The organism is Methylobacterium mesophilicum, assembly GCF_022179445.1.
In the GTDB taxonomy this organism is placed as follows: Bacteria; Pseudomonadota; Alphaproteobacteria; order Rhizobiales; family Beijerinckiaceae; genus Methylobacterium; species Methylobacterium mesophilicum.
Map to the genome: position 1 here is coordinate 130,943 of NZ_BPQU01000004.1, position 21,558 is coordinate 152,500.

The 21,558-nt window shown below is 69.3% G+C and carries 24 protein-coding genes; 16 read left to right on the forward strand and 8 right to left on the reverse strand.

Annotated features, from left to right (window positions below; translation table 11 throughout):
- Window positions 1-47: 47 nt before the first annotated feature.
- Both murA and MFF40_RS06645 read right to left on the reverse strand, forming a co-directional pair.
- The gene (gene murA / locus MFF40_RS06640) at window positions 48-1,337 is read right to left on the reverse strand and encodes a UDP-N-acetylglucosamine 1-carboxyvinyltransferase (protein WP_147854494.1); all 1,290 of its coding nucleotides are present in this window, start codon (window positions 1,335-1,337) and stop codon (window positions 48-50) included.
- A gap of 85 nt (window positions 1,338-1,422) precedes the next feature.
- A complete protein-coding gene (locus tag MFF40_RS06645; RefSeq protein ID WP_147854493.1) occupies window positions 1,423-1,602 on the reverse strand; it encodes a hypothetical protein in 180 nt (59 codons plus the stop codon).
- A 345-nt stretch (window positions 1,603-1,947) separates the two neighbouring features.
- Here MFF40_RS06645 and hemA point away from each other — a divergent pair, with 345 nt between their 5' ends.
- The 8 genes from hemA (at window position 1,948) to MFF40_RS06685 (ending at window position 9,258) form a co-directional block, all read left to right on the forward strand.
- Window positions 1,948-3,216 carry a 5-aminolevulinate synthase gene (hemA, locus tag MFF40_RS06650; RefSeq protein ID WP_378995322.1) on the forward strand — a complete coding sequence of 423 codons (1,269 nt, stop codon included), beginning with the start codon at window positions 1,948-1,950 and terminating at the stop codon, window positions 3,214-3,216.
- A gap of 591 nt (window positions 3,217-3,807) precedes the next feature.
- The gene (locus MFF40_RS06655) at window positions 3,808-4,605 is read left to right on the forward strand and encodes an inositol monophosphatase family protein (RefSeq protein ID WP_050733962.1); all 798 of its coding nucleotides are present in this window, start codon (window positions 3,808-3,810) and stop codon (window positions 4,603-4,605) included.
- Between the two features lie 82 nt (window positions 4,606-4,687).
- Window positions 4,688-5,233, forward strand: a complete 546-nt coding sequence (locus MFF40_RS06660) for an adenine phosphoribosyltransferase (RefSeq protein ID WP_147854491.1) — start codon at window positions 4,688-4,690, stop codon at window positions 5,231-5,233.
- Between the two features lie 180 nt (window positions 5,234-5,413).
- Window positions 5,414-5,548 carry a 50S ribosomal protein L34 gene (gene rpmH, locus MFF40_RS06665; RefSeq protein WP_007558110.1) on the forward strand — a complete coding sequence of 45 codons (135 nt, stop codon included), beginning with the start codon at window positions 5,414-5,416 and terminating at the stop codon, window positions 5,546-5,548.
- A gap of 139 nt (window positions 5,549-5,687) precedes the next feature.
- Window positions 5,688-6,296: a ribonuclease P protein component gene (gene rnpA, locus MFF40_RS06670; RefSeq protein ID WP_147897844.1), complete on the forward strand. Its 609-nt coding sequence runs from the start codon at window positions 5,688-5,690 to the stop codon at window positions 6,294-6,296.
- Entirely contained in the window at window positions 6,286-8,145 is a 1,860-nt protein-coding gene (yidC, locus tag MFF40_RS06675) for a membrane protein insertase YidC (protein ID WP_147897845.1), read from the forward strand. The genes rnpA and yidC overlap by 11 nt, the downstream gene beginning before the upstream one ends.
- 82 nt (window positions 8,146-8,227) lie before the next feature.
- The gene (yihA, locus tag MFF40_RS06680; RefSeq protein WP_147897846.1) at window positions 8,228-8,881 is read left to right on the forward strand and encodes a ribosome biogenesis GTP-binding protein YihA/YsxC; all 654 of its coding nucleotides are present in this window, start codon (window positions 8,228-8,230) and stop codon (window positions 8,879-8,881) included.
- A gap of 2 nt (window positions 8,882-8,883) precedes the next feature.
- Window positions 8,884-9,258, forward strand: a complete 375-nt coding sequence (locus MFF40_RS06685) for a DUF423 domain-containing protein (RefSeq protein ID WP_147897855.1) — start codon at window positions 8,884-8,886, stop codon at window positions 9,256-9,258.
- Here MFF40_RS06685 and MFF40_RS06690 read toward each other — a convergent pair.
- From MFF40_RS06690 to MFF40_RS06700, 3 genes are all read right to left on the reverse strand, one after another.
- A complete protein-coding gene (locus tag MFF40_RS06690) occupies window positions 9,255-9,932 on the reverse strand; it encodes a metallophosphoesterase family protein (RefSeq protein WP_147897847.1) in 678 nt (225 codons plus the stop codon). The two genes, MFF40_RS06685 and MFF40_RS06690, sit on opposite strands and share 4 nt — an antisense overlap.
- A 74-nt stretch (window positions 9,933-10,006) precedes the next feature.
- Window positions 10,007-10,654, reverse strand: coding sequence for an RraA family protein (locus tag MFF40_RS06695; RefSeq protein ID WP_238259991.1), 648 nt, complete (start codon window positions 10,652-10,654; stop codon window positions 10,007-10,009).
- A 114-nt stretch (window positions 10,655-10,768) separates the two neighbouring features.
- Window positions 10,769-11,263 carry a pilus assembly protein N-terminal domain-containing protein gene (locus MFF40_RS06700; protein WP_147897849.1) on the reverse strand — a complete coding sequence of 165 codons (495 nt, stop codon included), beginning with the start codon at window positions 11,261-11,263 and terminating at the stop codon, window positions 10,769-10,771.
- Window positions 11,264-11,563: 300 nt separating this feature from the next.
- Here MFF40_RS06700 and MFF40_RS06705 point away from each other — a divergent pair, with 300 nt between their 5' ends.
- From MFF40_RS06705 to MFF40_RS06715, 3 genes are all read left to right on the forward strand, one after another.
- Window positions 11,564-11,728, forward strand: coding sequence for a Flp family type IVb pilin (locus tag MFF40_RS06705; RefSeq protein ID WP_147856566.1), 165 nt, complete (start codon window positions 11,564-11,566; stop codon window positions 11,726-11,728).
- Window positions 11,729-11,868: 140 nt separating this feature from the next.
- Window positions 11,869-12,411, forward strand: coding sequence for an A24 family peptidase (locus tag MFF40_RS06710; protein ID WP_147897850.1), 543 nt, complete (start codon window positions 11,869-11,871; stop codon window positions 12,409-12,411).
- 71 nt (window positions 12,412-12,482) lie between these two features.
- Entirely contained in the window at window positions 12,483-13,217 is a 735-nt protein-coding gene (locus MFF40_RS06715; protein ID WP_147897851.1) for a M48 family metallopeptidase, read from the forward strand.
- Window positions 13,218-13,252: 35 nt separating this feature from the next.
- Here the strand turns inward: MFF40_RS06715 and MFF40_RS06720 are convergent, their stop codons facing one another.
- The gene (locus MFF40_RS06720; protein WP_147856563.1) at window positions 13,253-13,627 is read right to left on the reverse strand and encodes a hypothetical protein; all 375 of its coding nucleotides are present in this window, start codon (window positions 13,625-13,627) and stop codon (window positions 13,253-13,255) included.
- Window positions 13,628-13,815: 188 nt separating this feature from the next.
- On the opposite strand from MFF40_RS06720, the gene MFF40_RS06725 reads away from it, so the two are divergent.
- The 4 genes from MFF40_RS06725 (at window position 13,816) to MFF40_RS06740 (ending at window position 18,685) form a co-directional block, all read left to right on the forward strand.
- On the forward strand, window positions 13,816-14,358 hold the full coding sequence (locus tag MFF40_RS06725; RefSeq protein ID WP_147856562.1) for an invasion associated locus B family protein: 543 nt from the start codon (window positions 13,816-13,818) through the stop codon (window positions 14,356-14,358).
- 23 nt (window positions 14,359-14,381) lie between these two features.
- Complete coding sequence (locus MFF40_RS06730) at window positions 14,382-15,014, forward strand: hypothetical protein (RefSeq protein ID WP_238259992.1); 633 nt, start codon at window positions 14,382-14,384, stop codon at window positions 15,012-15,014.
- 157 nt (window positions 15,015-15,171) lie between these two features.
- Window positions 15,172-17,052 (forward strand): glycosyltransferase family 2 protein, encoded by a 1,881-nt coding sequence (locus MFF40_RS06735; RefSeq protein ID WP_238259993.1) that lies wholly within the window; start codon window positions 15,172-15,174, stop codon window positions 17,050-17,052.
- A 10-nt stretch (window positions 17,053-17,062) separates the two neighbouring features.
- Window positions 17,063-18,685, forward strand: coding sequence for a glycosyltransferase family 2 protein (locus MFF40_RS06740; RefSeq protein WP_378995229.1), 1,623 nt, complete (start codon window positions 17,063-17,065; stop codon window positions 18,683-18,685).
- A gap of 5 nt (window positions 18,686-18,690) precedes the next feature.
- Here MFF40_RS06740 and purC read toward each other — a convergent pair whose 3' ends face one another.
- The gene (gene purC / locus MFF40_RS06745; protein WP_147855639.1) at window positions 18,691-19,485 is read right to left on the reverse strand and encodes a phosphoribosylaminoimidazolesuccinocarboxamide synthase; all 795 of its coding nucleotides are present in this window, start codon (window positions 19,483-19,485) and stop codon (window positions 18,691-18,693) included.
- 213 nt (window positions 19,486-19,698) lie between these two features.
- A complete protein-coding gene (nth, locus tag MFF40_RS06750) occupies window positions 19,699-20,514 on the reverse strand; it encodes an endonuclease III (protein ID WP_238259994.1) in 816 nt (271 codons plus the stop codon).
- A 20-nt stretch (window positions 20,515-20,534) separates the two neighbouring features.
- On the opposite strand from nth, the gene MFF40_RS06755 reads away from it, so the two are divergent.
- Window positions 20,535-21,056: a DUF2244 domain-containing protein gene (locus MFF40_RS06755; protein WP_147855642.1), complete on the forward strand. Its 522-nt coding sequence runs from the start codon at window positions 20,535-20,537 to the stop codon at window positions 21,054-21,056.
- Window positions 21,057-21,558 lie beyond the last annotated feature (502 nt).

Here is a 21,558-nt window from a genome sequence, read left to right on the forward strand (position 1 = left end):
ACGCAGCGATCAGCCCAGGAGCGGTGATCCCGCATTTGGGCTCAAGCCTACGCCCGTACCCGCTCGATCTGTGCGCCGCAGCGGCCGAGCTTGGCTTCCAGCGCCTCGAAGCCGCGGTCGAGGTGGTAGACCCGGTTGATCTGGGTCTCGCCCTCGGCGGCGAGGCCCGCGATCACCAGGGAGACGGAGGCGCGCAGGTCGGTCGCCATCACGGGCGCGCCCTTGAGCCGGTCGACGCCCTCGACGATGGCGAGGTCACCCTCGAGGCGGATCTTCGCGCCGAGGCGGGCCAGCTCCTGCACGTGCATGAACCGGTTCTCGAAGATCGTCTCGCGGATGTGCGACTGGCCCTTGGCCAGCGTCATCAGCGCCATGAACTGCGCCTGCAGGTCGGTGGGGAAGCCCGGGAACGGATCGGTGGTCACGTCGACGGCCGCGATGCCGCCGCCGTTGCGGCGCACGCGGATACCCCCCTCGACCTGGCTGATCTCGGCTCCCGTGGTCGACAGGACGTCGAGCGCCGAGTGCAGCAGCTCGGCCCGCGTGTCCTTGAGGATCACGTCGCCGCCGGTCATCGCCACCGCCATGGCGTAGGTGCCGGTCTCGATCCGGTCGGGTAGCACCTCGTGGCGCGCGCCGTTGAGCCGGGCGACACCCTCGATCTCGATCCGGGGCGTGCCCGCGCCGCGGATCTTGGCGCCCATCTTGTTCAGGCATTCGGCGAGGTCGACCACCTCGGGCTCCCGGGCGGCGTTCTCCAGCACCGTGGTGCCGTACGCGAGGGAGGCCGCCATCAGGGCGACATGCGTGCCGCCGACCGTCACCTTCGGGAACGCGATCTCGGCCCCGCGCAGGCCGTTCTTGGTCTTGGCGACCACGTAGCCGGCGTCGATCTCGATCTCGGCCCCGAGCTTCTCAAGGGCGGTGATCAGCAGATCGACCGGGCGGGTCCCGATGGCGCAGCCGCCCGGCAGCGAGACCTTGGCCTCACCGAACCGGGCCAGCAGCGGTGCCACCACCCAGAAGCTCGCCCGCATGGTCGAGACCAGGTCGTAGGGCGCGGTGGTGTCGATGACGTTGGATGCGGTGAGACGGATCGTCTGGCCGGTCTCGGTGGTCTGCCCGGGGCGCTTGCCGACCACCATGTGGTCGACGCCGTGATTGCCGAGGATGCGGGTCAGCGCGGAGATGTCGGCGAGGCGGGGGACATTGATCAGCTCCAGCGTCTCGCCGGTGAGCAGGCTCGCGATCATCAGCGGCAGCGCCGCGTTCTTGGCGCCCGAGATCGGGATCACGCCGTTCAGGGGCGCGCCGCCGGTGATGTGAATGCGGTCCATCGTATGTCCTCGGGCGGCGCACCTCCCTGGTGCGCGGCCGGCCGTTCTCCTGGTGGACGCCGCGGCGCCCAGGCTTGGCCGTCCCCTATAGACCGGATTTGTCGGAATCTGGACCGGGAGAATCGGTCTCGGGCGGGCCGGGCTGCTCCGCCTCGGGGACGTCCCGGGTTTCGGTGCGGCCGCGGCCCTGTTCCTTGCGGCGGCGCAGATTCGCGCGAAGCGCCGCCTTCAGGCGCTCGGAACGCGCGTCCTTGCCCCCGCTCATCGCGCGACCCTTCGTCGCCGCAAGCTCGATCCGGGTGATCCCGCGCCGGGGCAGGCAGTTCGGCGTGACGACATGGGGGCGCTCAAGGAAATGGCAGCGTGTTCGGACGTCCGTGACGCCCCGCGAGGCTAGCGAGTTCGTCCCCGCCTCTCAACGGCTGCAGGGCAGCGATGCCGGAACCTTACCTTGAACCAGTTCCAGATCCGCGCGTATCTTGCGCCATTCACGCGAAGGACTGGACCGAGGCCGTACGTTGATCGCGGGATCCAGGTGTCGAACCGGCACCGACCGCACGGCCGCACACGCGAAGGACGCTCGATGACCGTCACCCGGATGCCCAGCACGATGCTCGCCCAAGCGGGTTCGACGCGCACCGGCTCTGGCTACGAGCGATATTTCCGGGGCGCGCTCGACCAGCTCCACGGCGAGCGCCGCTACCGCGTCTTCGCCGATATCGAGCGCATCTCCGGGCGCTTTCCAACCGCCAAGTGGCGCAAGCAGGACGGCAAGACCGCCGAGATCACCGTGTGGTGTTCCAACGATTACCTCGGCATGGGCCAGCACAAGGAAGTGGTGGCGGCGATGACCGACACGGCCGCGCGCTGCGGCGTCGGGGCGGGCGGCACACGCAACATCGCCGGCAACAACTCGCCGCTGGTCGATCTGGAGCGCGAACTCGCCGACCTGCACGGCAAGGAGGCGGGTCTCGTCTTCACCTCCGGCTACGTCTCGAACCAGTCGGGCATCTCGACGATCGCCAAGCTGATCCCGAACTGCCTGATCCTGTCCGACGCCTTCAACCACAACTCGATGATCGAGGGCGTCCGCCATTCCGGCTGCGACAAGAAGATTTTTCGCCACAACGACCTTCAGCACCTGGAAGAGCTGCTGCGCGCCGCCGGCGACCGGCCGAAGCTGATCGTGTTCGAGTCGGTCTACTCGATGGACGGCGACATCGCGCCGATCGGCCGGATCTGCGACCTCGCCGACACCTACGGCGCCATGACCTACCTGGACGAAGTCCACGCGGTCGGCCTCTACGGACCCCGCGGCGGCGGTATCGCCGAGCGCGACGGCGTCATGCACCGGGTCGACGTGATCGAGGGGACCCTCGCCAAGGGGTTCGGCTGCGTCGGCGGCTACATCACCGCCTCGGCGGCGATCTGCGACGCGGTGCGCAGCTTCGCGCCGGGCTTCATCTTCACCACCGCGCTGCCGCCGGCGGTGGCCGCCGCCGCCCGGGCCTCGGTGCGCTACCTCAAGCGATCGAACGTCGAGCGCGAGGCGCATCAGGCCCAGGCCGCCGCCACCAAGGCGGCGCTCACCGAGGCCGGCCTGCCGGTGCTGGAAACCGAGACCCACATCGTTCCGGTGATGGTCGGCGACGCCGAGCTGTGCAAGGCGGCGGCCGACCACCTGCTGGAGCGTCACGCCATCTACATCCAGCCGATCAACTACCCGACGGTCCCGCGCGGCACCGAGCGCCTGCGCATCACCCCGTCGCCGTTCCACGACGCGACCCACATCGCCCGCCTCGCTGCGGCGCTGGCCGAGACCTGGGAGACCCTGGACCTGCCCCGGGCCGGCACGGTGTTCGTCGAGGCGGCGGAATAGGGTTTTTGCGGTCGCAGGCTGCGGCCGGGCCCATGCCTCCCTGCTGCGGCCTCTCCTGCACGGGCTACGACGCTCACACATCTGCAGACGAAGCGCGGGTCCCCTCGCCCCGCCAGCGGGGAGAGGCCCGCACGGACCTTGTCGTCCGTGTGGGAAGCGCAGGCGAAGCCGGAGCGGCGGTGAGGGGGCGGTTCAGGACGAGGCGGGCGTCCGGAACCGCCCCCTCACCGTCGGCTGCCGCTTTGCTTCGGCGACGACGAGGTCGCCGAAGCCCTCTCCCCGCAAGCGGGGCGAGGGGATACCCGCATCGATGCTGGAGCCGAAGCACGGGCCGTCGCGCAAGAAGGGCCGAACTCGATCTGTGAATCCGCTAGCCCGTACGGGAGGGGGGACCCGCGCCTTCTGCGCCCAAGGCATGAAAGCGGCTACGATCGAAACCTGTGTCGCCCGTAGCTCTGCGGGAGAGGGGGCGCTCCGCACCACAGGCCACCAACCTCTTCCGGATCCCCCGAATTCCCGGCAGGCTCGTCTTTTCCAGCGCCGGCCTGTAACGACGGCGCCAGCATCCATCCCCGAAAAGTCGCGAAAAAAATGATTTCCTCTCCGCTCATGACCGTGATGGTCGACGCCGTGCGCAAGGCCGCCCGCGGCCTGCGCCGCGATTTCGGCGAGGTCGAGAACCTCCAGGTCTCGCGAAAGGGCCCGGGCGACTTCGTGTCCGCCGCGGACCGGAAGGCCGAGGAGACCCTGCGGGACGCGCTCATGAAGGCCCGGCCCGGCTACAGCCTGGTGCTGGAGGAGAACGGCATCATCGAGGGCACCGACAAGAGCCACACCTGGCATGTCGACCCGCTCGACGGCACCTCGAACTTCCTGCACGGCGTGCCGCATTTCGCGATCTCGGTCGGGCTCGAGCGCGAGGGCCAGATCGTGGCCGGCGTGATCTTCGACCCGATCAAGGACGAGCTGTTCGTCGCCGAGCGCGGCAAGGGTGCCTACCTCAACAACCGGCGCCTTCGGGTCTCCGGCCGGCAGGACATGGCCGACGCGCTGGTCGGCTACGGCACGCCCTACCTCGGGCGCGGCAGCCACCCGCGCCTGCTGCGCGAGCTCGGCGCCGTGATGGCGGTGGCCGGCGGCACAAGGCGGATGGGCTCGGCGGCCCTTGATCTCGCCTACGTCGCCTGCGGTCGCCTCGACGGCTACTGGGAGCGCGACCTCCAGACCTACGATTTCGCGGCGGGCGTGATCCTGGTGCGCGAGTCCGGCGGCTACGTGACCTCGGCGGACGGTGCGGCCGAGCCCCTGGCGGCCCGCTCGGTGGCCTGCGGCAACGAGGTGCTGCATCGCGAATTGCTCGCTCTCCTCAAGAAGGTGCAGGCGGCCTGATCCTCCGGGAGATGCCGTCAAACTGGTCAGGGGCCGGAGCTTCTGCTTTAAGCCCGCCGTCCCCCACGGAAGGCCCGAACCCATGGAAGCCCGCCGCCACGTCGCGCTGAAGGAATCGATCCGTTCGATTCCCGACTACCCGAAGCCCGGCATCATCTTCCGCGACATCACCACGCTGCTCAGCGACCCGCGGGCGTTCCGGCGGGCGGTGGACGCGCTGGTCCATCCCTATGCGGGCGGGCGAATCGACCAGGTGGCCGGCATCGAGGCCCGGGGCTTCATCCTGGGCGGCGCCATCGCGCACCAGCTGTCTTGCGGCTTCGTGCCGATCCGCAAGAAGGGCAAGCTGCCCCACAAGACCGTCTCCATGGCCTACGCGCTCGAGTACGGCACCGACGAGATCGAGATCCACGTCGATGCGGTGAAGCCCGGTGACAAGGTGCTGCTGGTCGACGACCTGATCGCCACCGGCGGTACCGCCACCGCAGCGGTGAACCTGCTCCAGAAGATCGGCGCCGAGATCGTGGCCGCCTGCTTCGTGATCGACTTGCCGGAGATCGGCGGCGCGCAGCGCCTGCGCGACATGGGCGTGGAAGTCCGCGCCCTGATGCAGTTCGAGGGGCATTGAGGCCCAGGAAGACGTCCACGAAACGTTGACTTCGCGGGACCCATCCGCCATAAGCCCGCCACTCGCGACGTGGCGCCCCGCCTGGGCGCCCTTCGTGTTTGCAGACAACCAGGACGCGTGAAGGTCGGGTGCGGCAATTGCCGCCCACGAGCGCGCCTCGACCTTTGAAGGCTCTGAACCATGAAGAGAACCTACCAGCCGAGCAAGCTCGTCCGTAAGCGCCGCCACGGCTTCCGTGCGCGCATGGCCACCGCCGGTGGCCGCAAGGTGATCGCGCGTCGCCGCGCCCACGGCCGCAAGCGCCTGTCGGCCTGAGCCGATCGGATCCTCGCCGGCGCGGCCCTGCTGCGGCAGCCGCGCCGTGAGGCGTGTGCATGATGCGGAAACATGAAATCCGGTTTTCCGAACTCATCATGCGGCACACACTATGAGATCGGTCGGGATCGAACCATCGATGGCGACGATCGCGCGGCTCAAGAAGCGGCCTGACTTCCTGGCGACAGCCGAGGGCCGCCGCTTCCACACCGAGCGCATGACCGCCCAGGGGCGTCTGCGCGATCCGCAAGCGGCGGATGGCCTCCGGCTCGGCTTTACCATCACCAAGCGCGTCGGCCATGCTGTCGAGCGCAACCGCATTCGCCGGCGCCTGCGTGCCGCGGTGAACGTGGTTGCGTCCGGTCTCCCGGGCGATCTGGCCGGGCTGCCGGCCGACATCGTACTGATCGCCCGCCGCCCGGCCCTGACCGCGCCCTTCGAGGCCCTGGCCGAGGACCTGCGTCGCGCCATTCCGACGGTGACGCGTCCGGCCACACCGCGGCCTCCCGGTGGACCCCGGGGCGACCGGCCCGGCAAGCCTGGCGGCCGGCCGGCCAAAACCACACCTCTCCAGCGCGATGCGGGCCGGGTGCCCGCGCAGCCTGCTGCGTCCCGCGAACCCGACATCGATCCGTCGCAGGACCGCGCCAGAGGTCTCCGAATCACGGACGCGCGCAGGCCCGAACGGGCCAGTGCCGCTCCTGTTGCCACTCCGAACACGTGCGGCGGTGTCCCCGATGGGCAATGACAAGACGAACATGTTCGTGGCCATCGGCCTGTCGCTGCTGGTGCTGCTGGGATGGCAGTACTTCGTGGCCGGCCCGCGGGTGGAACAGCAGCGGCTGATCGAGGCGCAGAACAAGGCCGCGCAGCAGCAACAGCAGCCGCCCGGCGTCACCCCGGACGGGGTCCCGTCGCCCTCGCCCAAGGAGGGCGGCCCGGCAGCGCCCGTGCCGGGCACGGTCCCCGGGCAGGGTGGCGCCGTCTCGCGCGAGGCGGCGCTCGCCCGCTCGCCGCGCATCCGGATCGAGACCCCGGCGCTCAGCGGCTCGATCGCCCTCAAGGGTGGCCGCGTCGACGACGTGTCCCTGAAGAACTACCACGAGACCGTGGACCCGAAGAGCCCGGAGATCGTGCTGTTCTCCCCGGCCGGCAGCGAGGCACCGTACTACGCCGAGTTCGGCTGGGTCGGCGCCAATGCCGGGCCGCTGCCCGGCAGCGAGACCGTCTGGTCCAGCGACGGCAAGACGTTGTCGCCCGGCATGCCTGTGACCCTGACCTGGGACAACGGCGCCGGCCTCGTCTTCAAGCGCATCATCGCGGTCGACGACAAGTACATGTTCACGGTCCGCGAGGAGATCGAGAACAGGGGCTCGGGCGCGGTGACGCTCTATCCGTACAGCCTGGTCTCCCGCTGGGGTAAGCCGCATACCCAGGGCTACTACGTCCTGCACGAAGGCATGATCGGCTACCTCGGCAACGACGGCCTGCAGGAATTCACCTACGACAAGCTCGCCAAGGAAGGCGCGTATGGCGGCGCCAACACCAAGGGCCGCGCCTGGAACGGCGTGACCGGCGGCTTCGTCGGCATCACCGACAAGTACTGGGCGGCGGCCGTGATGCCGGCCGACCAGGACGTGCCCTATACCGGCGCCTTCACGGACCGGACCGACGGCGCCACCAACGTCTACCAGGCCAGCGTGCGCGGTGACGCCGTGAACCTGGACGCGGGGGCCTCGGCGACGACGACCCAGCGCCTGTTCGCCGGCGCCAAGGAAGTCAACCTGATCAACAACTACGAGAAGGACCTCGGCATCAAGCACTTCGATCTCATGATCGATTGGGGCTGGTTCTTCTTCATCACCAAGCCGATGTTCCGGGCGCTGGACTTCTTCTTCCATCTCTTCGGCAACTTCGGCGTCTCGATCCTGGTGGTCACCTTCTGCCTGAAGCTGCTGTTCCTGCCGATCGCCAACCGCTCCTACGTGTCCATGGCCAAGATGAAGGCCGTGCAGCCCGAGATGGTCGCCATCCGGGAGCGGTACAAGGACGACCGCATGAAGCAGCAGCAAGCCACGATGGAGCTGTACAAGAAGGAGAAGATCAATCCGGTCGCGGGCTGCTGGCCGGTGCTGATCCAGATCCCGGTCTTCTTCGCGCTCTACAAGGTGCTGTTCATCACCATCGAGATGCGCCACGCGCCGTTCTTCGGGTGGATCCACGATCTCGCCGCGCCGGATCCGACGAGCATCGTCAACCTGTTCGGCCTGCTGCCCTTCCCGGCACCGGACTTCGTCCATCTCGGCGTCTGGCCGCTGATCATGGGCGTCACGATGTTCGTGCAGATGAAGATGAACCCCGCGCCGCCAGACCCGGTCCAGGCGCAGATTTTCACCTTCATGCCGATCGTGTTCACATTCATGCTGGGGTCGTTCCCCGCCGGCCTCGTGATCTACTGGGCCTGGAACAACACCCTGTCGGTGATCCAGCAATACGTCATCATGCGTCGCAACGGCGTGAAGGTGGAGCTGTGGGACAACCTGCGGACCACGTTCCGGCGCGGCGGAACCAAGGCGCCGGCGACCACCAAGGGCTGAGGCCCGCGGTCATCGCCGTCACCGCATCCCAGAGGGCGGCCGCCACCGTCCGGGACGCCGCTCCGGGCCGACGAGGAAAGCCGTGACCGAGACCAACGACGATGCGGCCGACCTCCTGGAGGCCGGCCGCCTGCTGTTCGCCGGGGCTGCCGACTTCTACGCGGCCGCCCAGGTTCTCGAGCGCATCCCGCCCATGGAGGGCGTCGAGATCGCGTTCGCGGGCCGCTCGAACGTCGGCAAGTCGAGCCTGATCAACGCGCTGACCGGCCGCAACACCCTGGCGCGCACGTCGCACACGCCGGGCCGGACCCAGCAGCTCAACTTCTTCCGGATCGGGGATCGCATGTCCCTCGTGGACATGCCGGGCTACGGCTACGCGGCGGTGGAGAAGGCCAAGGTCGAAGCCTGGACCCAGCTGATCCATTCCTACCTCAAGGGCCGCGCCAATCTCGCCCGGGTGTTCATGCTGATCGACGCCCGCCACGGCTTCAAGTCGATCGACACCGACGTACTCGACGGTCTCGACAAGGCCGCGGTGAGCTATCAGGTCGTGCTCACCAAGGGCGATTCGCTGAAGAAGGGCGAGGTCGAGAGCCGCATCGCCGGCATCCAGGCGGGGCTCGCCAAGCGGCCGGCCGCCTTCCCGCAGGTGATCCTCACCTCCAGCCGCGACGACCGCGGCATACCCGAGCTGCGCGCTGCGATCGCCAAGCTGCTGATCGAGCGCGGCGCATGAGGATGTCGGGGATCGACCGGGGGCTCATGGCCTTGGCCTGCCTCGCCGGCCTGCTCGGTGTCGCCCTCAGCGCCGCGGCGGCCCACATCCCGGGGGCGGATTCGCTCAAGACCGCGGCGCAGTTCCTGTTGTTTCACGCCCCGGCGATCCTGGCGCTCACGGGCTTAGCCGCCGGAAGTCTGACGCGGCCCGGCCTATCGCGCACCGCAGCGGGTCTGCTCGTCCTCGGCCTGATCCTGTTCTGCGGCGACCTGTCGGTTCGGACCTGGCTGCAGCGCCCCCTGTTCCCGATGGCCGCCCCCATCGGCGGCTTCGCCCTCATGGGTGGCTGGCTCGTGGCAGCTGTGGGCGCGCTCGTGCCGGCGCGGCGCGTTTAGCCGCCAGCCTGAACGTTTAGAAATTCCAGCGCCGGTCCCTGGGCATCCGAGAAAACGCCGGCCGTAAGCGCGCCGCCGTAGACCGCGGCGGTGTCGAGATTGGTCCGGAACCGGCGTACCTCCGGGCGACCGTCCCGCTGGGGTGTGTGGCCGTGGACCACGTGCCGGCCGAAATCGTGATCCTCCTCGAGGAACGGTTCCCGAATCCACAGGCGGTCGTGCACGTCCGAGTCCGACGCCGCCTTGCCGGGGCGGAGACCGGCATGGACGTACCACCGGGCCGCATCGCCGTGCAGGGTCGGAAGGGCTTCGATCCAGTCGAGGGTGTCGCCCGGCAACCCGCTGAGGTCCCGGGCGCCGAACGAATCGAGGGTGGCGTCGCCGCCGTTGTACAGCCAATGCCGGGCCGCCTCCGGAGTCAGCAGCGCGTCGAGCAGCATGCGCTCGTGGTTGCCCATGAGGCAGGTGACGCGTTCGGGCTCGGCCCAGTTCAGGCGGCTGACGGTGCGCAGCACCGCGGCGCTGTCGGGTCCGCGATCGATGTAGTCGCCCAGGAAGACCAGGCGGTGGGCACGATCCCCAGCATGGGCGGCGATCTGCTCCAGCAGCGTGTCGAGCAGGTCGGCGCGGCCGTGGATGTCGCCGATGGCGTAGGTGAGCGGCGCGGACTCCATGGGCCATCGTCTACGGGAGGGATCCGGTCCGCAAGGCTTCGCGGCGGATCACGCCGCCGTCGCAGGGAAGATTCTCAGCCCTTCGCTTCTTGGGCGTATCGGCCGTCGTATCGGCCGGCTTGAATCAGCGCGAGCACTTCGGCCTCTTGGGCAGATTGTGCGCGCACCGCCTCGATCAGGCGCGGCGCGAGCGCGGGCGGGAAGGTCACGACGCCGTCCGCGTCGCCCACCACCACGTCTCCTGGGCTCACCGTCCAGCCTCCGACGGAAACGGGTCCGTTGATGACGCCGGGGCCGGTCTTGAACGGACCCCGGGGCGTGGCGGCGCGAGCGTAGCAGGGGAAGTCCGAACCGGCGAAGGCGTCGGTATCGCGGATAGCGCCGTCGATGACGAAGCCTGCCACGCCCCGGCTCTCGGCGATCGCCTTCATGATTTCGCCCACCAGCGCCCGGCTCGTGTCGCCGCCGCCATCGACCACGATCACGTCTCCGCGACGAACCTGCTCGAGCGCCTGGTGGATCGCGAGGTTGTCGCCGGCCCGCACCCCGACCGTGAACGCCGTGCCGAGGAGCCGCCCCTGCCGGTGGAAGGGCCGCAGACCGTGCAGGACCGCCATCCGGTCCAGGCAGTCGCTGATCGTCGCCGTGGAGAAGTCCTGAACCGAGGCGAGCACGGCGGGATCGACGGTGGGCGGCGGCGGATTGTGCGTGATGCCGGGCATCGGCGAGAAACCTCCCTGATGGCGGCCGGGCGGGATCCTGTTGGATCGCGTCGGGGCTGCGCCGAGGGCGGAGCTTGCCAGAGGATTCACCCGGTGTCGTGCGGCCTGCCGGCTTCAGCGCTCGGCCGCTTGGGGCCCCCCCGCGCCGCCGCCGGTCGCGAGCTTGCGGCGGGCATCGGCCTGGCCGCTCTGCGTGTCGAAATACTTCGCTGCGTCGCCGAGCTGGACCGCCGGCTGGCATTTCGGCGTGCAGGACAGCGATTCCTGATCCATCCCGCGCTGGACCGTGATGGTCGCGTCCCGCGATGCCTCGACCCGGATCATCGTCTCGGCGATCATCGCGCCGGCCGTGTCGAGCGCGATCAGGTTGGTCGAGCCGTAGCTCTTGCCCGTGAGCACCAGCACGCCGTTCTTCTGCGGCGTGACCTCCGCGATGATGGGGTTGCCGACGATGACGGTTGCGGTCTTCTCCGGCAGGCGGATGACCTTGGCGTTGTCCACCAGCACGGTGACGATCGGCAGCGGCTCCGGCTGGGCGGCCGCGACAGCGGCACCCGTCAGCAGGAGGACGAGGCCGGCTCGGCCCGCATTCGACAGGGTGCGGCGCATCGGATTCCTCGGTAGCGGCCGGCGCCTGCGCGTGGCGCGACACCGAAGCCGCAGCGATAGCCCGGGACCGGTGAAGGAACCGCTAAGCATGAGGCGGCCCCGCGTATGCTCGGCAACGGCGAAACCTATCCTTCACTAAGCTCGCAGCGGGCCGTGAGCGGACTTTGTTCGGGGTGCGATTTAACCGAATTTCAAGGCGTAACAGGCAATCTCCAAATGCCGCCGATCGAGACGTAGAAATCTTCGTCGGTCATCTTTCAAACTTCACGTTGCCCGTTCTTGATCGAAGGATCGCCCTCCATGAAGACCCTGTTCTCGCGTTTCGCCTCCGACGAGTCCGGCGCCACCGCGATTGAGTACGGCATGATCGCCGCCCTGATCGCCGTCGTCATCATCGGCGCGCTGAAGACTGTCGGCACCTCGCTGTCGGCCAAGTTCAGCGCGATCTCCGGCAACCTGAACTAATCGGGTCTCTTCACGATCGGGATCTGCGGCAGGTTCGAGGCTCCATCGCGTCAGGCGATGGGGTCTCGGCCGGCCGGATCCGTCGTTCGGCTGCGGCCTCGCGCTGCTTTCCCGCCAGGTACGGATAGGGTTGACCCGAGATGGTTGGCGCAGGATCGGCGATCGCGAGTCTCGGAACGGCCGGTTTCGGCCTGCTGGTGCTGTTCCCGTTCCTGATGGCCTACGCGGCGGCCAGCGACCTGCTGACGATGCTGATCCCGAACCGGATCTCGTTGGCGCTCGTCGCGGGGTTCGCGCTGCTGGCCGTCACCGGCCCGATGAGCTGGTCCGAGATCTGGCTCCATGTCGGCGCTGCCGCCCTGGTGCTGACCGTGACCTTCACGCTGTTTGCCGTCGGGGTGATCGGCGGTGGCGACGCCAAGCTGGCCGCCGCCACGGCGCTCTGGCTGGGCTTCGACGGCTTGGGCGATTACCTGCTGGTGGCCTCGATCCTCGGCGGCGGCCTGACGCTCGCGATCCTGGCCGTGCGCGCCTACCCGCTCCCGATGCGCATCGCGCGCTTGCCCTTCGCGCTGCACCTCCACGATGCCAAGACCGGGATTCCGTACGGTATCGCGCTCGCGGCTGCTGCCCTGCTGGTGCTGCCCGAGACCGAGGTCTGGGCCCGCACGCTCGCCGCCTGAGATCCTGGAACCAAAGCAAATCTCGGTCCCGAGATCTGGAGCCCAGGTTCGGAGCCGGCTAGAACTGCGCCATGTCGTTCGCGCTCCTGCGTCGCCCCGATCCCGACCACCTTGAGGTCCAGCACGAGGGAGCAAGCCTCCAGATCGCGCTGCGCCGGCGGCCGACCGCGCGCCGGATCACCCTGCGGGTCTCGGCCGCCACCGGCGAGGTCGTGATCACCCTGCCGAGCCGAACCGCCGTCAACACCGCCCAGCGCTTCGCCACCAGCCATGCCGGGTGGATTGCCGCGCGTCTGGCACGGGTGCCGGAGCGGATCGGTTTCGTTCCGGACGCGATCCTGCCGCTGCGCGGGACGCCACACCGTTTGCATCTGCGAGGGACGCGCAGCGGCGCGGTGCGCGTCGAGGCGGAGGCCGGGGAACCGGTGATCTCCCTCTCTTGCGAGCCGGCCCACGTCCCGCGCCGGATCCGGGACTACCTGACCCGCGAGGCACGGCGCGACCTCGCCGAGGCGGTGGAGCGCTATGCGCCGCTGCTCGGCCAACGGCCGGTCCGCATCACCCTGCGGGACACCCGCAGCCGCTGGGGATCCTGTACGGCGCGGGGCGAGCTGAACTTCTCATGGCGCCTGATCCTGGCGCCCCCGATGGTGCTCGATTACCTCGTCGCCCACGAGATGGCGCACCTGCGCGAGATGAACCATTCGGCGCGGTACTGGGCGCTGCTGCACGGGCTATGCCCGCACGTCGACGCGGCCGAGGCGTGGCTGAAGCGCAACGGCACCAGCCTGCATCGCTACGGCTGACCGGCCAAGCCTCAGCCCCTGTCTCAGCCCTTGCCTCAGCCCTTAGCGCGCAGGACCTTCTGGCGCGTCACGGCTTCGCCGGGCCAGACCGGCCGCGGGTTGACCTGGCCGGGCTCGAGCGTGCGGGGGGCGACGCTGTCGCAGACCTCGCGCTGCCGGATGATCACCGGGTTGCCGAAGGTGTCGCGGCGGCGCACCAGGCCGCCTTCGCGGCAATAGCCGGCGATCGCGGCCTGTCCGTTGCGGCCGCCATACGGGTTCACCGCCACGGGCGGATGCTCGACGATCAGCGTGTCGGAGCGGTTGAGGGAGTGTTCCACATAGGTGGTCTCGCCGACCGGCAGCGATTGTGCCCCAGCCTGCGCGAGGGTGGCCATCAAGCAGGCGGCCGAGAGGGCGAGCGGGCGCATCACAGCTTCAGGATCCTGCGCTGGAGGAAAAGCGAACCCTATTTAGGCCGTTCTGCAACCTTCGGGTAGCGTCAAGGAGCAACACCGGAGCCGGCATCGCTTGACAGCGCGGGTCCGACCATGGTCGGAACACCCCCGATTTTACGGCCTCGCCGGTCCTCGGCGATGGCGTTCCGAAGGGTTCGGCGGTGCCGCTTCACGCGAAGCTCGATCGTTTCCGGCGCGTCGTCCGGCGCGCCGTCTTGCCGGCCTGCCTTGCCTTCTCCGCGGCAGGGCTCGCATCGGTTGGGCCGGCCGCCGCCCAGGGCATGGTGCGCAAGACCTTCGACGATTGGCAGCTGCGCTGCGAGACGCCGGCCGGCGCGAAGGCCGAGCAATGCGCCCTGGTGCAGTACCTGGCCGCTGAGGACCGCCCGAACCTCACCCTGGTGGTGATCGTTCTGAAGACGGCGGACAATCGCGGTTACCTGCTGCGGGTGGTGGCGCCGCTGGGCGTGCTCCTTCCCTCCGGGCTCGGCCTGAAGATCGACCAGACCGATGTCGGCCGAGCCGGCTTCGTGCGCTGCCTGACAACCGGTTGCGTGGCCGAGGTGGTGATGGATGACGGCCTGATCCGCCAGTTCAAGGCCGGCACGCAGGCGACCTTCATCGTGTTCCAGACGCCCGAGGAAGGCGTCGGCATCCCGCTCTCGATGAAAGGCTTCGCGGCCGGGTTCGACAGCTTGAAATGACGATGCCGCCCGGGAGCCGTGCGATGATCGGTGAGCGTGACCTGTTTCTAGGCCTGTGCGGCCTGATCCTCGCCGGTTCGCTCGCCGCGAGCCCGGCCTGCGCCAAGGACGGCAACGTCTTCTCCAACCTGTTCAAGTTCGGCGGCACGACGGTCCCGCCGTCGCAGCCGCAGAGCCTCGATCCGCCCTATTGCCCGCCGGTCGAGGTGGCCGAGAACGGTGCGGCGTATCGCATCCTCGCCGGGAGCGATGTGCGGACGCAGTTCTCGGTCGGCCGGCTCGCCCGGGAATGCGCCCGGCGCCAGGACGGCTCGATCACCGTCAAGGTTGGCGTCGAGGCCAACGTGCTGCTCGGCCCGAAGGGTGCGCCCGGTCGGTTCGACGTGCCGGTGACGATTCAGATCCGCCACGAGGGCAAGGTCATCGCGAGCCGCGTCGAGCGTACCAGCGTCCTCGTCGGCCCGGGCGAGGCCCAGGGCTTCGCTACCATCGTGGCCGAGGAACTGACCGTGCCGCCGGCGGTGGCCGAGGATTACGACATCACCGTCGGCGTCGGCAGCGGCAAGGGTACAGGCGGCAAGCCCGCGGCCAAGCCGCGGCGCAGGAAGCCGGCAGCCGCCGCCGAGGCCGCCGGCGGAGGCGACGCTGCCCAGTGATGCCGCGGCGCACCCCGTCGAACCGACCCCACCGACCGGCCGAGGCGGACGCGGCGCGGCCTGGCTCGGCCGCCAGACGCTGTTCCGCCTGGAGCCGGCCGACGACCCGGTCTTCGATCGCCGCCTGATCCTGCCCGACCATTCCGTCGGCTGGATCGTGCTGAGCTATGGCGGTGACCCCCAGGTCGCGCCGCGCCGGCCGATCCTGCGCGTTATCCGAGGGGTCGACGGCACGCCGCAGGATTTCGTCCTCCCGGGCACGTCGCACGGTTACGCCCATTGGCTCGGCCTGATCCCCGCAGATGCCCGGGAGATCCGGCTCTCGGCCGGACCGGGTTTCGTGCTGGAGCGGGTCGGGGCCCGGAGCGAGGCCTCGGTGCTGGTCCAATGCCTCTTGCGGCGGCCCTGGCGCTTCGTGTCGTCCCTCTACGAGCGCGCGCGCGGGTCCGAGCGGCGCTATCGCGATACGTTGCGCGGCGCCTGCGCGGTGACGCCGATGCAGCATTACCGGTCCTGGGCAGCGTCACGGAGCCGCCCGATCCAGGTGGCGCCCACCGCGCTGCGGATCCGATGCTTGATCCTCGCCCGGCCCGGAGAGGACGCGGCGCTTGCCGCGACGCTGGACGCCCTCGGAACGCAGATTCACACGGGGCGGACGGTCGTCGTCGCCTGGAAGGATGCACGTCCCGAGGCACCGGACGTCCGTGCCGAACACCGGATCTGGGACGATCGAGCCGCGCCCGCCGACCTCACCGCCGAGGCCGACGCCCTGTGCCTGCTCCGGGCCGGGGACATCCCGACCCCCGACGCGCTGGCGCTGCTGGCGACAGCCCTGGCGGGGGCGGATCTCGCCTACGGCGACGAGCTGGGCCCCGATGGCCTCCCGCTGCTCAAGCCGGATTGGAGCCCGGACCTCGCCCTGGCAACCGGCTATGTCGGCCGCGTCACCCTGTTCTCCCGTGCCCTGCTCACGCGGCTGCCGCCCGAGCCGGTTGGGCCCATGGACGAGGCGATCCTGGCGATCGAGACCGCCGCGATCGTCGCCGGCGCGCGCGGCGCCCATGTTCCGCGCGTCCTCGCCAGCACGGCCGGCCATAGCCTGGATGCCGCAGGGAGAGCCCGCGTGCTGGGCGCCCGCCTCGACGCGTTGAGCGTCTGGCCGAAGGCGTCCGTTCGTAAGGGCGCCGTCCAGCTGGACTGGCCGCTGCCGCGTCCCGCCCCGCGGGCCAGCATCGTGATCCCCTCCCGCGACCGGCTCGACCTGATCGAGCGGGTCTGCCGCGGCGTGCTGCACGAGACGGCTTACGCCGATCTCGAACTGATCATCGTCGACAACGGGTCCACCGATCCGGCCGTGCTGGCGTATTACGAAGCCCTGCACCGGGACCCCCGCGTCCGGATCCACGTCGATCCGCAACCGTTCAACTTCGCCGCCATGGTCAATGCCGGCGTCGCCGACGCCACCGGCGCGGTCGTGGTGCTGCTCAACAACGATGTGGCCGTTCTTGAACCCGGCTGGCTCGACGCGATGGTCCGCCAGGCGAGCCGGCCCGAGGTCGGGGCGGTCGGGGCAAAGCTCCTCTACGCGGACGGCACGCTGCAGCATGCCGGCGTCGTGGTCGGCCTCGGCGGGCGGGCCGGCCACATCCTGCGCCGCCGCCCCGGCGACACGCCGGGCCATCTCGGACGGTTGCATGTCGCCCACGAGGTCTCGGCCGTCACCGCCGCCTGTCTGGCCGTCGCGCGGGAGAAATATCTCGCGGTCGGCGGCTTCGACGCCGAGGCGTTCCCGGTGGATTTCAACGACGTCGATTTCTGCCTGCGCCTCAGCGCCGCCGGCTGGAAGACGGTGTGGACTCCGGCCGCCACGCTGGCTCATCTCGAATCCGTCAGCCGAGGTCCCTCGGTCGGCGCCAAGCGCGCGCGGTTCGAGCAGGAGGCGGCCCGCTTCTCTGAGCGCTGGCGCGACGTGATCCGGCACGACCCGTTCTATCATCCTGCCCTGTCGCTCACGACTTTCGGCGAGGATCTCGAATGACGCGGCGCCGATGACCGAGCCTGTGGTCGGCCTCGCACAGAGACTGCATCTCGGCATTCCGCGGCGCTCCGGCCGCGCAATGCTCGACGTGCTGCGTCACCTACTGGGCCACCCTCGGGCGACGGGAGAGATCCTGCTCGCGCGGCTCCAGGGCCGACGGCTGCGCGCGCGCCAGAAGCTGGCCGCCCTGATCGGGATCGACCACCGACTCACCCTTCCGGCTAGCATCCTCGACCGATTCCCACCCGCTCCCGCCCCGCCGGCGGACGGCATCCTGGTGTTGGGCGACGGCATGTTGGTCGCGGGTGCGCTCGACCGCATCGCCACCGCCTTCGCGGCCGATCCGGAGCTTCAGGCCATCTACGGCGATGCCCTGATCCAGGACCATCCACGCGGCCCGGTGCGGCCCCTGCTCGCGCCAAGCTTCGACCCCGACTGGCTGGCGCACCTCGACTATCTCGCCCCCCTGTTGGCTTGCCGGGCGGGATCTCTCGCCCCGGCGACGCAGCCGACCGGCCCCGCCGACGCCGCGTTCCGGATCGCCGAGCGGTACGGCGCCGGCGCGATCGGCCACCTGCCCGAGATCCTTTCGATCCGTCGCGGCGAGACCGGGGATCGTGCGTCGCCGGCAGGGGAGGGGGGACGGTATCGCCACCGCGACGCCCTGCGCGGCCATCTCGACCGGACCGGCCGCAGCGAAAGCCGCATCGTCGTTGCCCGGGACGAAGGCCTTCTCCAAGTCGAGCACCCGCTGCCCGATCCGCGGCCGCTGGTGAGCGTCATCGTGCCGACCCGCGACCGGCTCGACCTGCTCCGCCCCTGCCTCGAAAGCCTCGCCGCCTGCACCGATTGGCCGAACCTCGAGATCCTGGTCTGCGACAACGACAGCCGCGAGCCGGAGACGCTGGCGTTCCTCAAGGCGCTGGAGCGTGAGGGGAGGGGGCTCGTCGTACCCTGTCCGGGCCCGTTCAACTTCGCCGCCATGAACAACGCCGCCGCCGTCCGCGCCCGCGGGGCGCTGCTGGTCTTCGTCAACAACGACGTCGAGGCGTTCCGGCCCGACTGGCTGACCCGTATGGCCCGGGAGGCCCTGCGCCCCGAGATCGGCGCTGTCGGCGCCAGGCTCCTCGACGGCGAGGGGCGGGTCCAGCATGGCGGCATCGTGCTCGGAACCGGCGGCCTGGTCACCCACGCGCACCGCCACTTCCCCGGCGACGCCCCCGGCTACCTTGCGGGCCTGCGCGCAACGCACGCGGCCTCGGCGGTGACCGCCGCCTGCCTGATGGTCGAGACGGAAAAATTCCGGGCGGTCGGCTGCTTCGACGATGCAGTCTTCGCGGTGGATTTCAACGATGTCGACCTGTGCCTGCGCCTGAACGCGGCCGGCCATCGCACGCTTCTGGTGCCGGGGGCTGTACTGCATCACCGCGAATCGGCGAGCCGCCGCTGGACCCCGGCGGCGCGCGCCCGCCACGAGCGCGAGATCGCGGCGCTGAAAAAGCGATGGGGGCCGCTGCTGGCGCAGGACCCCCACTATCACCCGGGCTTCGACCCGGACCTCTCGACCCACGCGCGGCTGCGGCGGGCCTTCCCTGCGGCGGGGCCGGCATCGGTGCGCCGGCCATCCACCTGAGCGGATTACTGGACCAGGCGCGGGCCGCCGCCCTGGACCTTCTCGTTCTCCGACATGATCCCGAGCCGCTTGGCGACTTCGGTGTAGGCTTCGATCAGGCCGCCCAGATCCTTGCGGAACCGGTCCTTGTCGAGCTTGTCGGAGGACTTGATGTCCCACAGCCGGCAGGAATCCGGGGAGATCTCGTCGGCGACGACGATGCGCATCATGTCGCCTTCCCACAGGCGGCCGGTCTCGATCTTGAAGTCCACGAGCCGGATGCCGACGCCGAGGAAGAGGCCCGACAGGAAGTCGTTGACGCGGATCGCCAGCGCCATGATGTCGTCGATCTCCTGGGGCGTCGCCCAGCCGAACGCCGTGATGTGCTCCTCCGACACCATCGGGTCGTTGAGCGCGTCGTTCTTGTAGTAGAACTCGATGATCGAGCGCGGCAGCTGGGTGCCTTCCTCCAGGCCCAGCCGGGTCGCCAGCGAGCCGGCCGCGACGTTGCGCACGACGACCTCGAGCGGGATGATCTCGACCTCCCGGATCAGCTGCTCGCGCATGTTCAGCCGGCGGATGAAGTGCGTCGGCACGCCGATGTCGTTGAGGTGCTGGAACACGAATTCGGAGATCCGGTTGTTCAGCACGCCCTTGCCGTCGATGACCTCGTGCTTCTTCGCGTTGAAGGCGGTCGCGTCATCCTTGAAGTGCTGAATGAGCGTCCCGGGCTCGGGCCCCTCGTAGAGGACCTTCGCCTTGCCCTCGTAGATGCGACGGCGGCGGTTCATAGGCGTGTACCGTGGTTTGAGGAAGTCCATGGGCCGAGGCTCCTGATGCGCGACGATTGGGAGGAATTCGCGGCGCGGCGACCGGATGGGAAGGTCGGGCAACCGGACGGCCTCTGCCCGAGGGCCCGGCTACTGCCGCTGAAACTAGCCGAACGGGGCTTCCAGCACAACGCGTTAGCCCGCAGGGCGGGATTGCGGACGGCTTTCCGGACGTGACGAGCGGCCGTCTGCGCAAGCGTCACATCACCCCGTGCCGCGGCGCTCTTCCATGGGCGCGGTTTTGGAGGGGTACCGGCACAGATCGGCGATGAGGCAGCGGGGGCACTCGGGCTTTCGCGCCTTGCAGGTGTAGCGGCCGTGCAGGATCAGCCAGTGGTGGGCGTGCAGCCTGTAGGGCTCCGGGACGATCGCTTCCAGACCGGCCTGTACCTTGTCGGTGGTGGTGCCGACGAACAGCGGAATCCGATTCGAGACTCGGAAGATGTGGGTGTCCACGGCGATCCGCGGCACCTGGAACGCGATGTTCAGCACCACGCTGGCGGTCTTGGCCCCGACCCCGGGCAACACCTGCAGCGCCTCCAGGCTCGCCGGCACCGCCCCGCCATGCCGCTCGACCAGGATGCGCGAGAGCGCGACGACGTTCTTGGCCTTGGTGTTGAACAACCCGATCGTGCGGATGAAGCTTCGGACCGTCTCTTCGCCGAGTGCCAGCATCTTCTCGGGCGTGTCGGCCACCGCGAAGAGCGGACCGGTGGCGAGGTTGACGCCGCGATCGGTCGCCTGGGCCGACAGGACCACGGCCACCAGAAGCGTGAACGGGTTGACGAAGTGGAGCTCGCCCTTCGGTTCCGGCTCGGCCGCGTGGAAGCGCCGGAAGATCTCCGTGAGCGTCTCCGGATCCACCGCGTCCGGCGCAGCCTCGACATGGACCGTGGTGGCCGAGGCGATGCGTCCGCCGAGGCGCCCCGAGGCTGTGGCTTTCACGGGGGCGGCGGTCACACCTGCGGCACGCCGTCGAGGTGGGCTGTTAACCGGGGGCGGAGGCTTTCTGGCGGGCATCGGCGCGTTATATGGATCGCATGGTTACCGGCAATCCTTCCGTCCACCCGCACGGGCTCGACCCGGACACGATCGACCGGCCGGTCTTCTCGGCCACCATCCGTCCGCATCAATCCTTGAGTCGCCTGGGCTTCCGGGTCGTGATGACCGGCTGCTGCCTGGTCTCGCTCACGGTTTCGGTCTGGGCCTGGCGAATGGGCTTCTGGCCTGTGGCCGGTTTCTTCGGCCTCGACATGCTGGCGATCTATGCCGCCCTGAAGGTGAGCTTCCGGCGCGGGCGATCCTTCGAGGAGGTGATGATCTCACAGCTCGAGATCCTGCTGGCACGGGTCAGCCACCGGGGCGAGCGACACGAATGGCGGTTCAATCCGCTCTGGACCAAGATCGTCACCGTGGAGGACGACGAGTACGGCCTCCAGCGGCTCACCCTCGTCTCGCGACGGCAACAGGCGTTGGTGGCGCGGGATGCCGACCCGGACGAGCGGGCCCGCATCGCCCATGGGCTCGGTCAGGCACTGGCGCGGGTCAAGAAGGGCTACTGAGCGCGTCACGCGTCGGCCACCGGGATTCGGCAGAGATGACGATTGCACCGCAACAACGCGGTTGACGCCACCGGCGCACCTGCCTATAGAGCTGTTCATCGGCGCCGGCCGCGGAAGTGGCCCGGGCGCTGAAGCATCTTCTGACAAGATCGGCGATTGGCCGGCGCGTTTGCCGGGCGGTCTTCTGTTTTTGTTCGATGCCGACCCTGATGTATCGTTCGCTCCGGCGAACCAAACAGTCGGGTTGACAGGGAGGACGGTGGGCTCTAGACGCCCTCCACCGCTGAGGCGGCCGACCGAATGGTCTGGCGCGTATCACGGTTCTCCCAGTCGGGCAAGCAAAAGATCCGGGCCTCGGTCCAGGTCGTCGTCTCGTCTGCAGCGATACCGGCTCGGCTGGTATCGTGGGGTCTTTGACATTGTTGGATTTGAGGAAGGGAGACGCGGACGGCGTTTGTCCTTGCGGCTGGAGCTTAGGCTTCGGCGTGTGAGAGACTAGTGC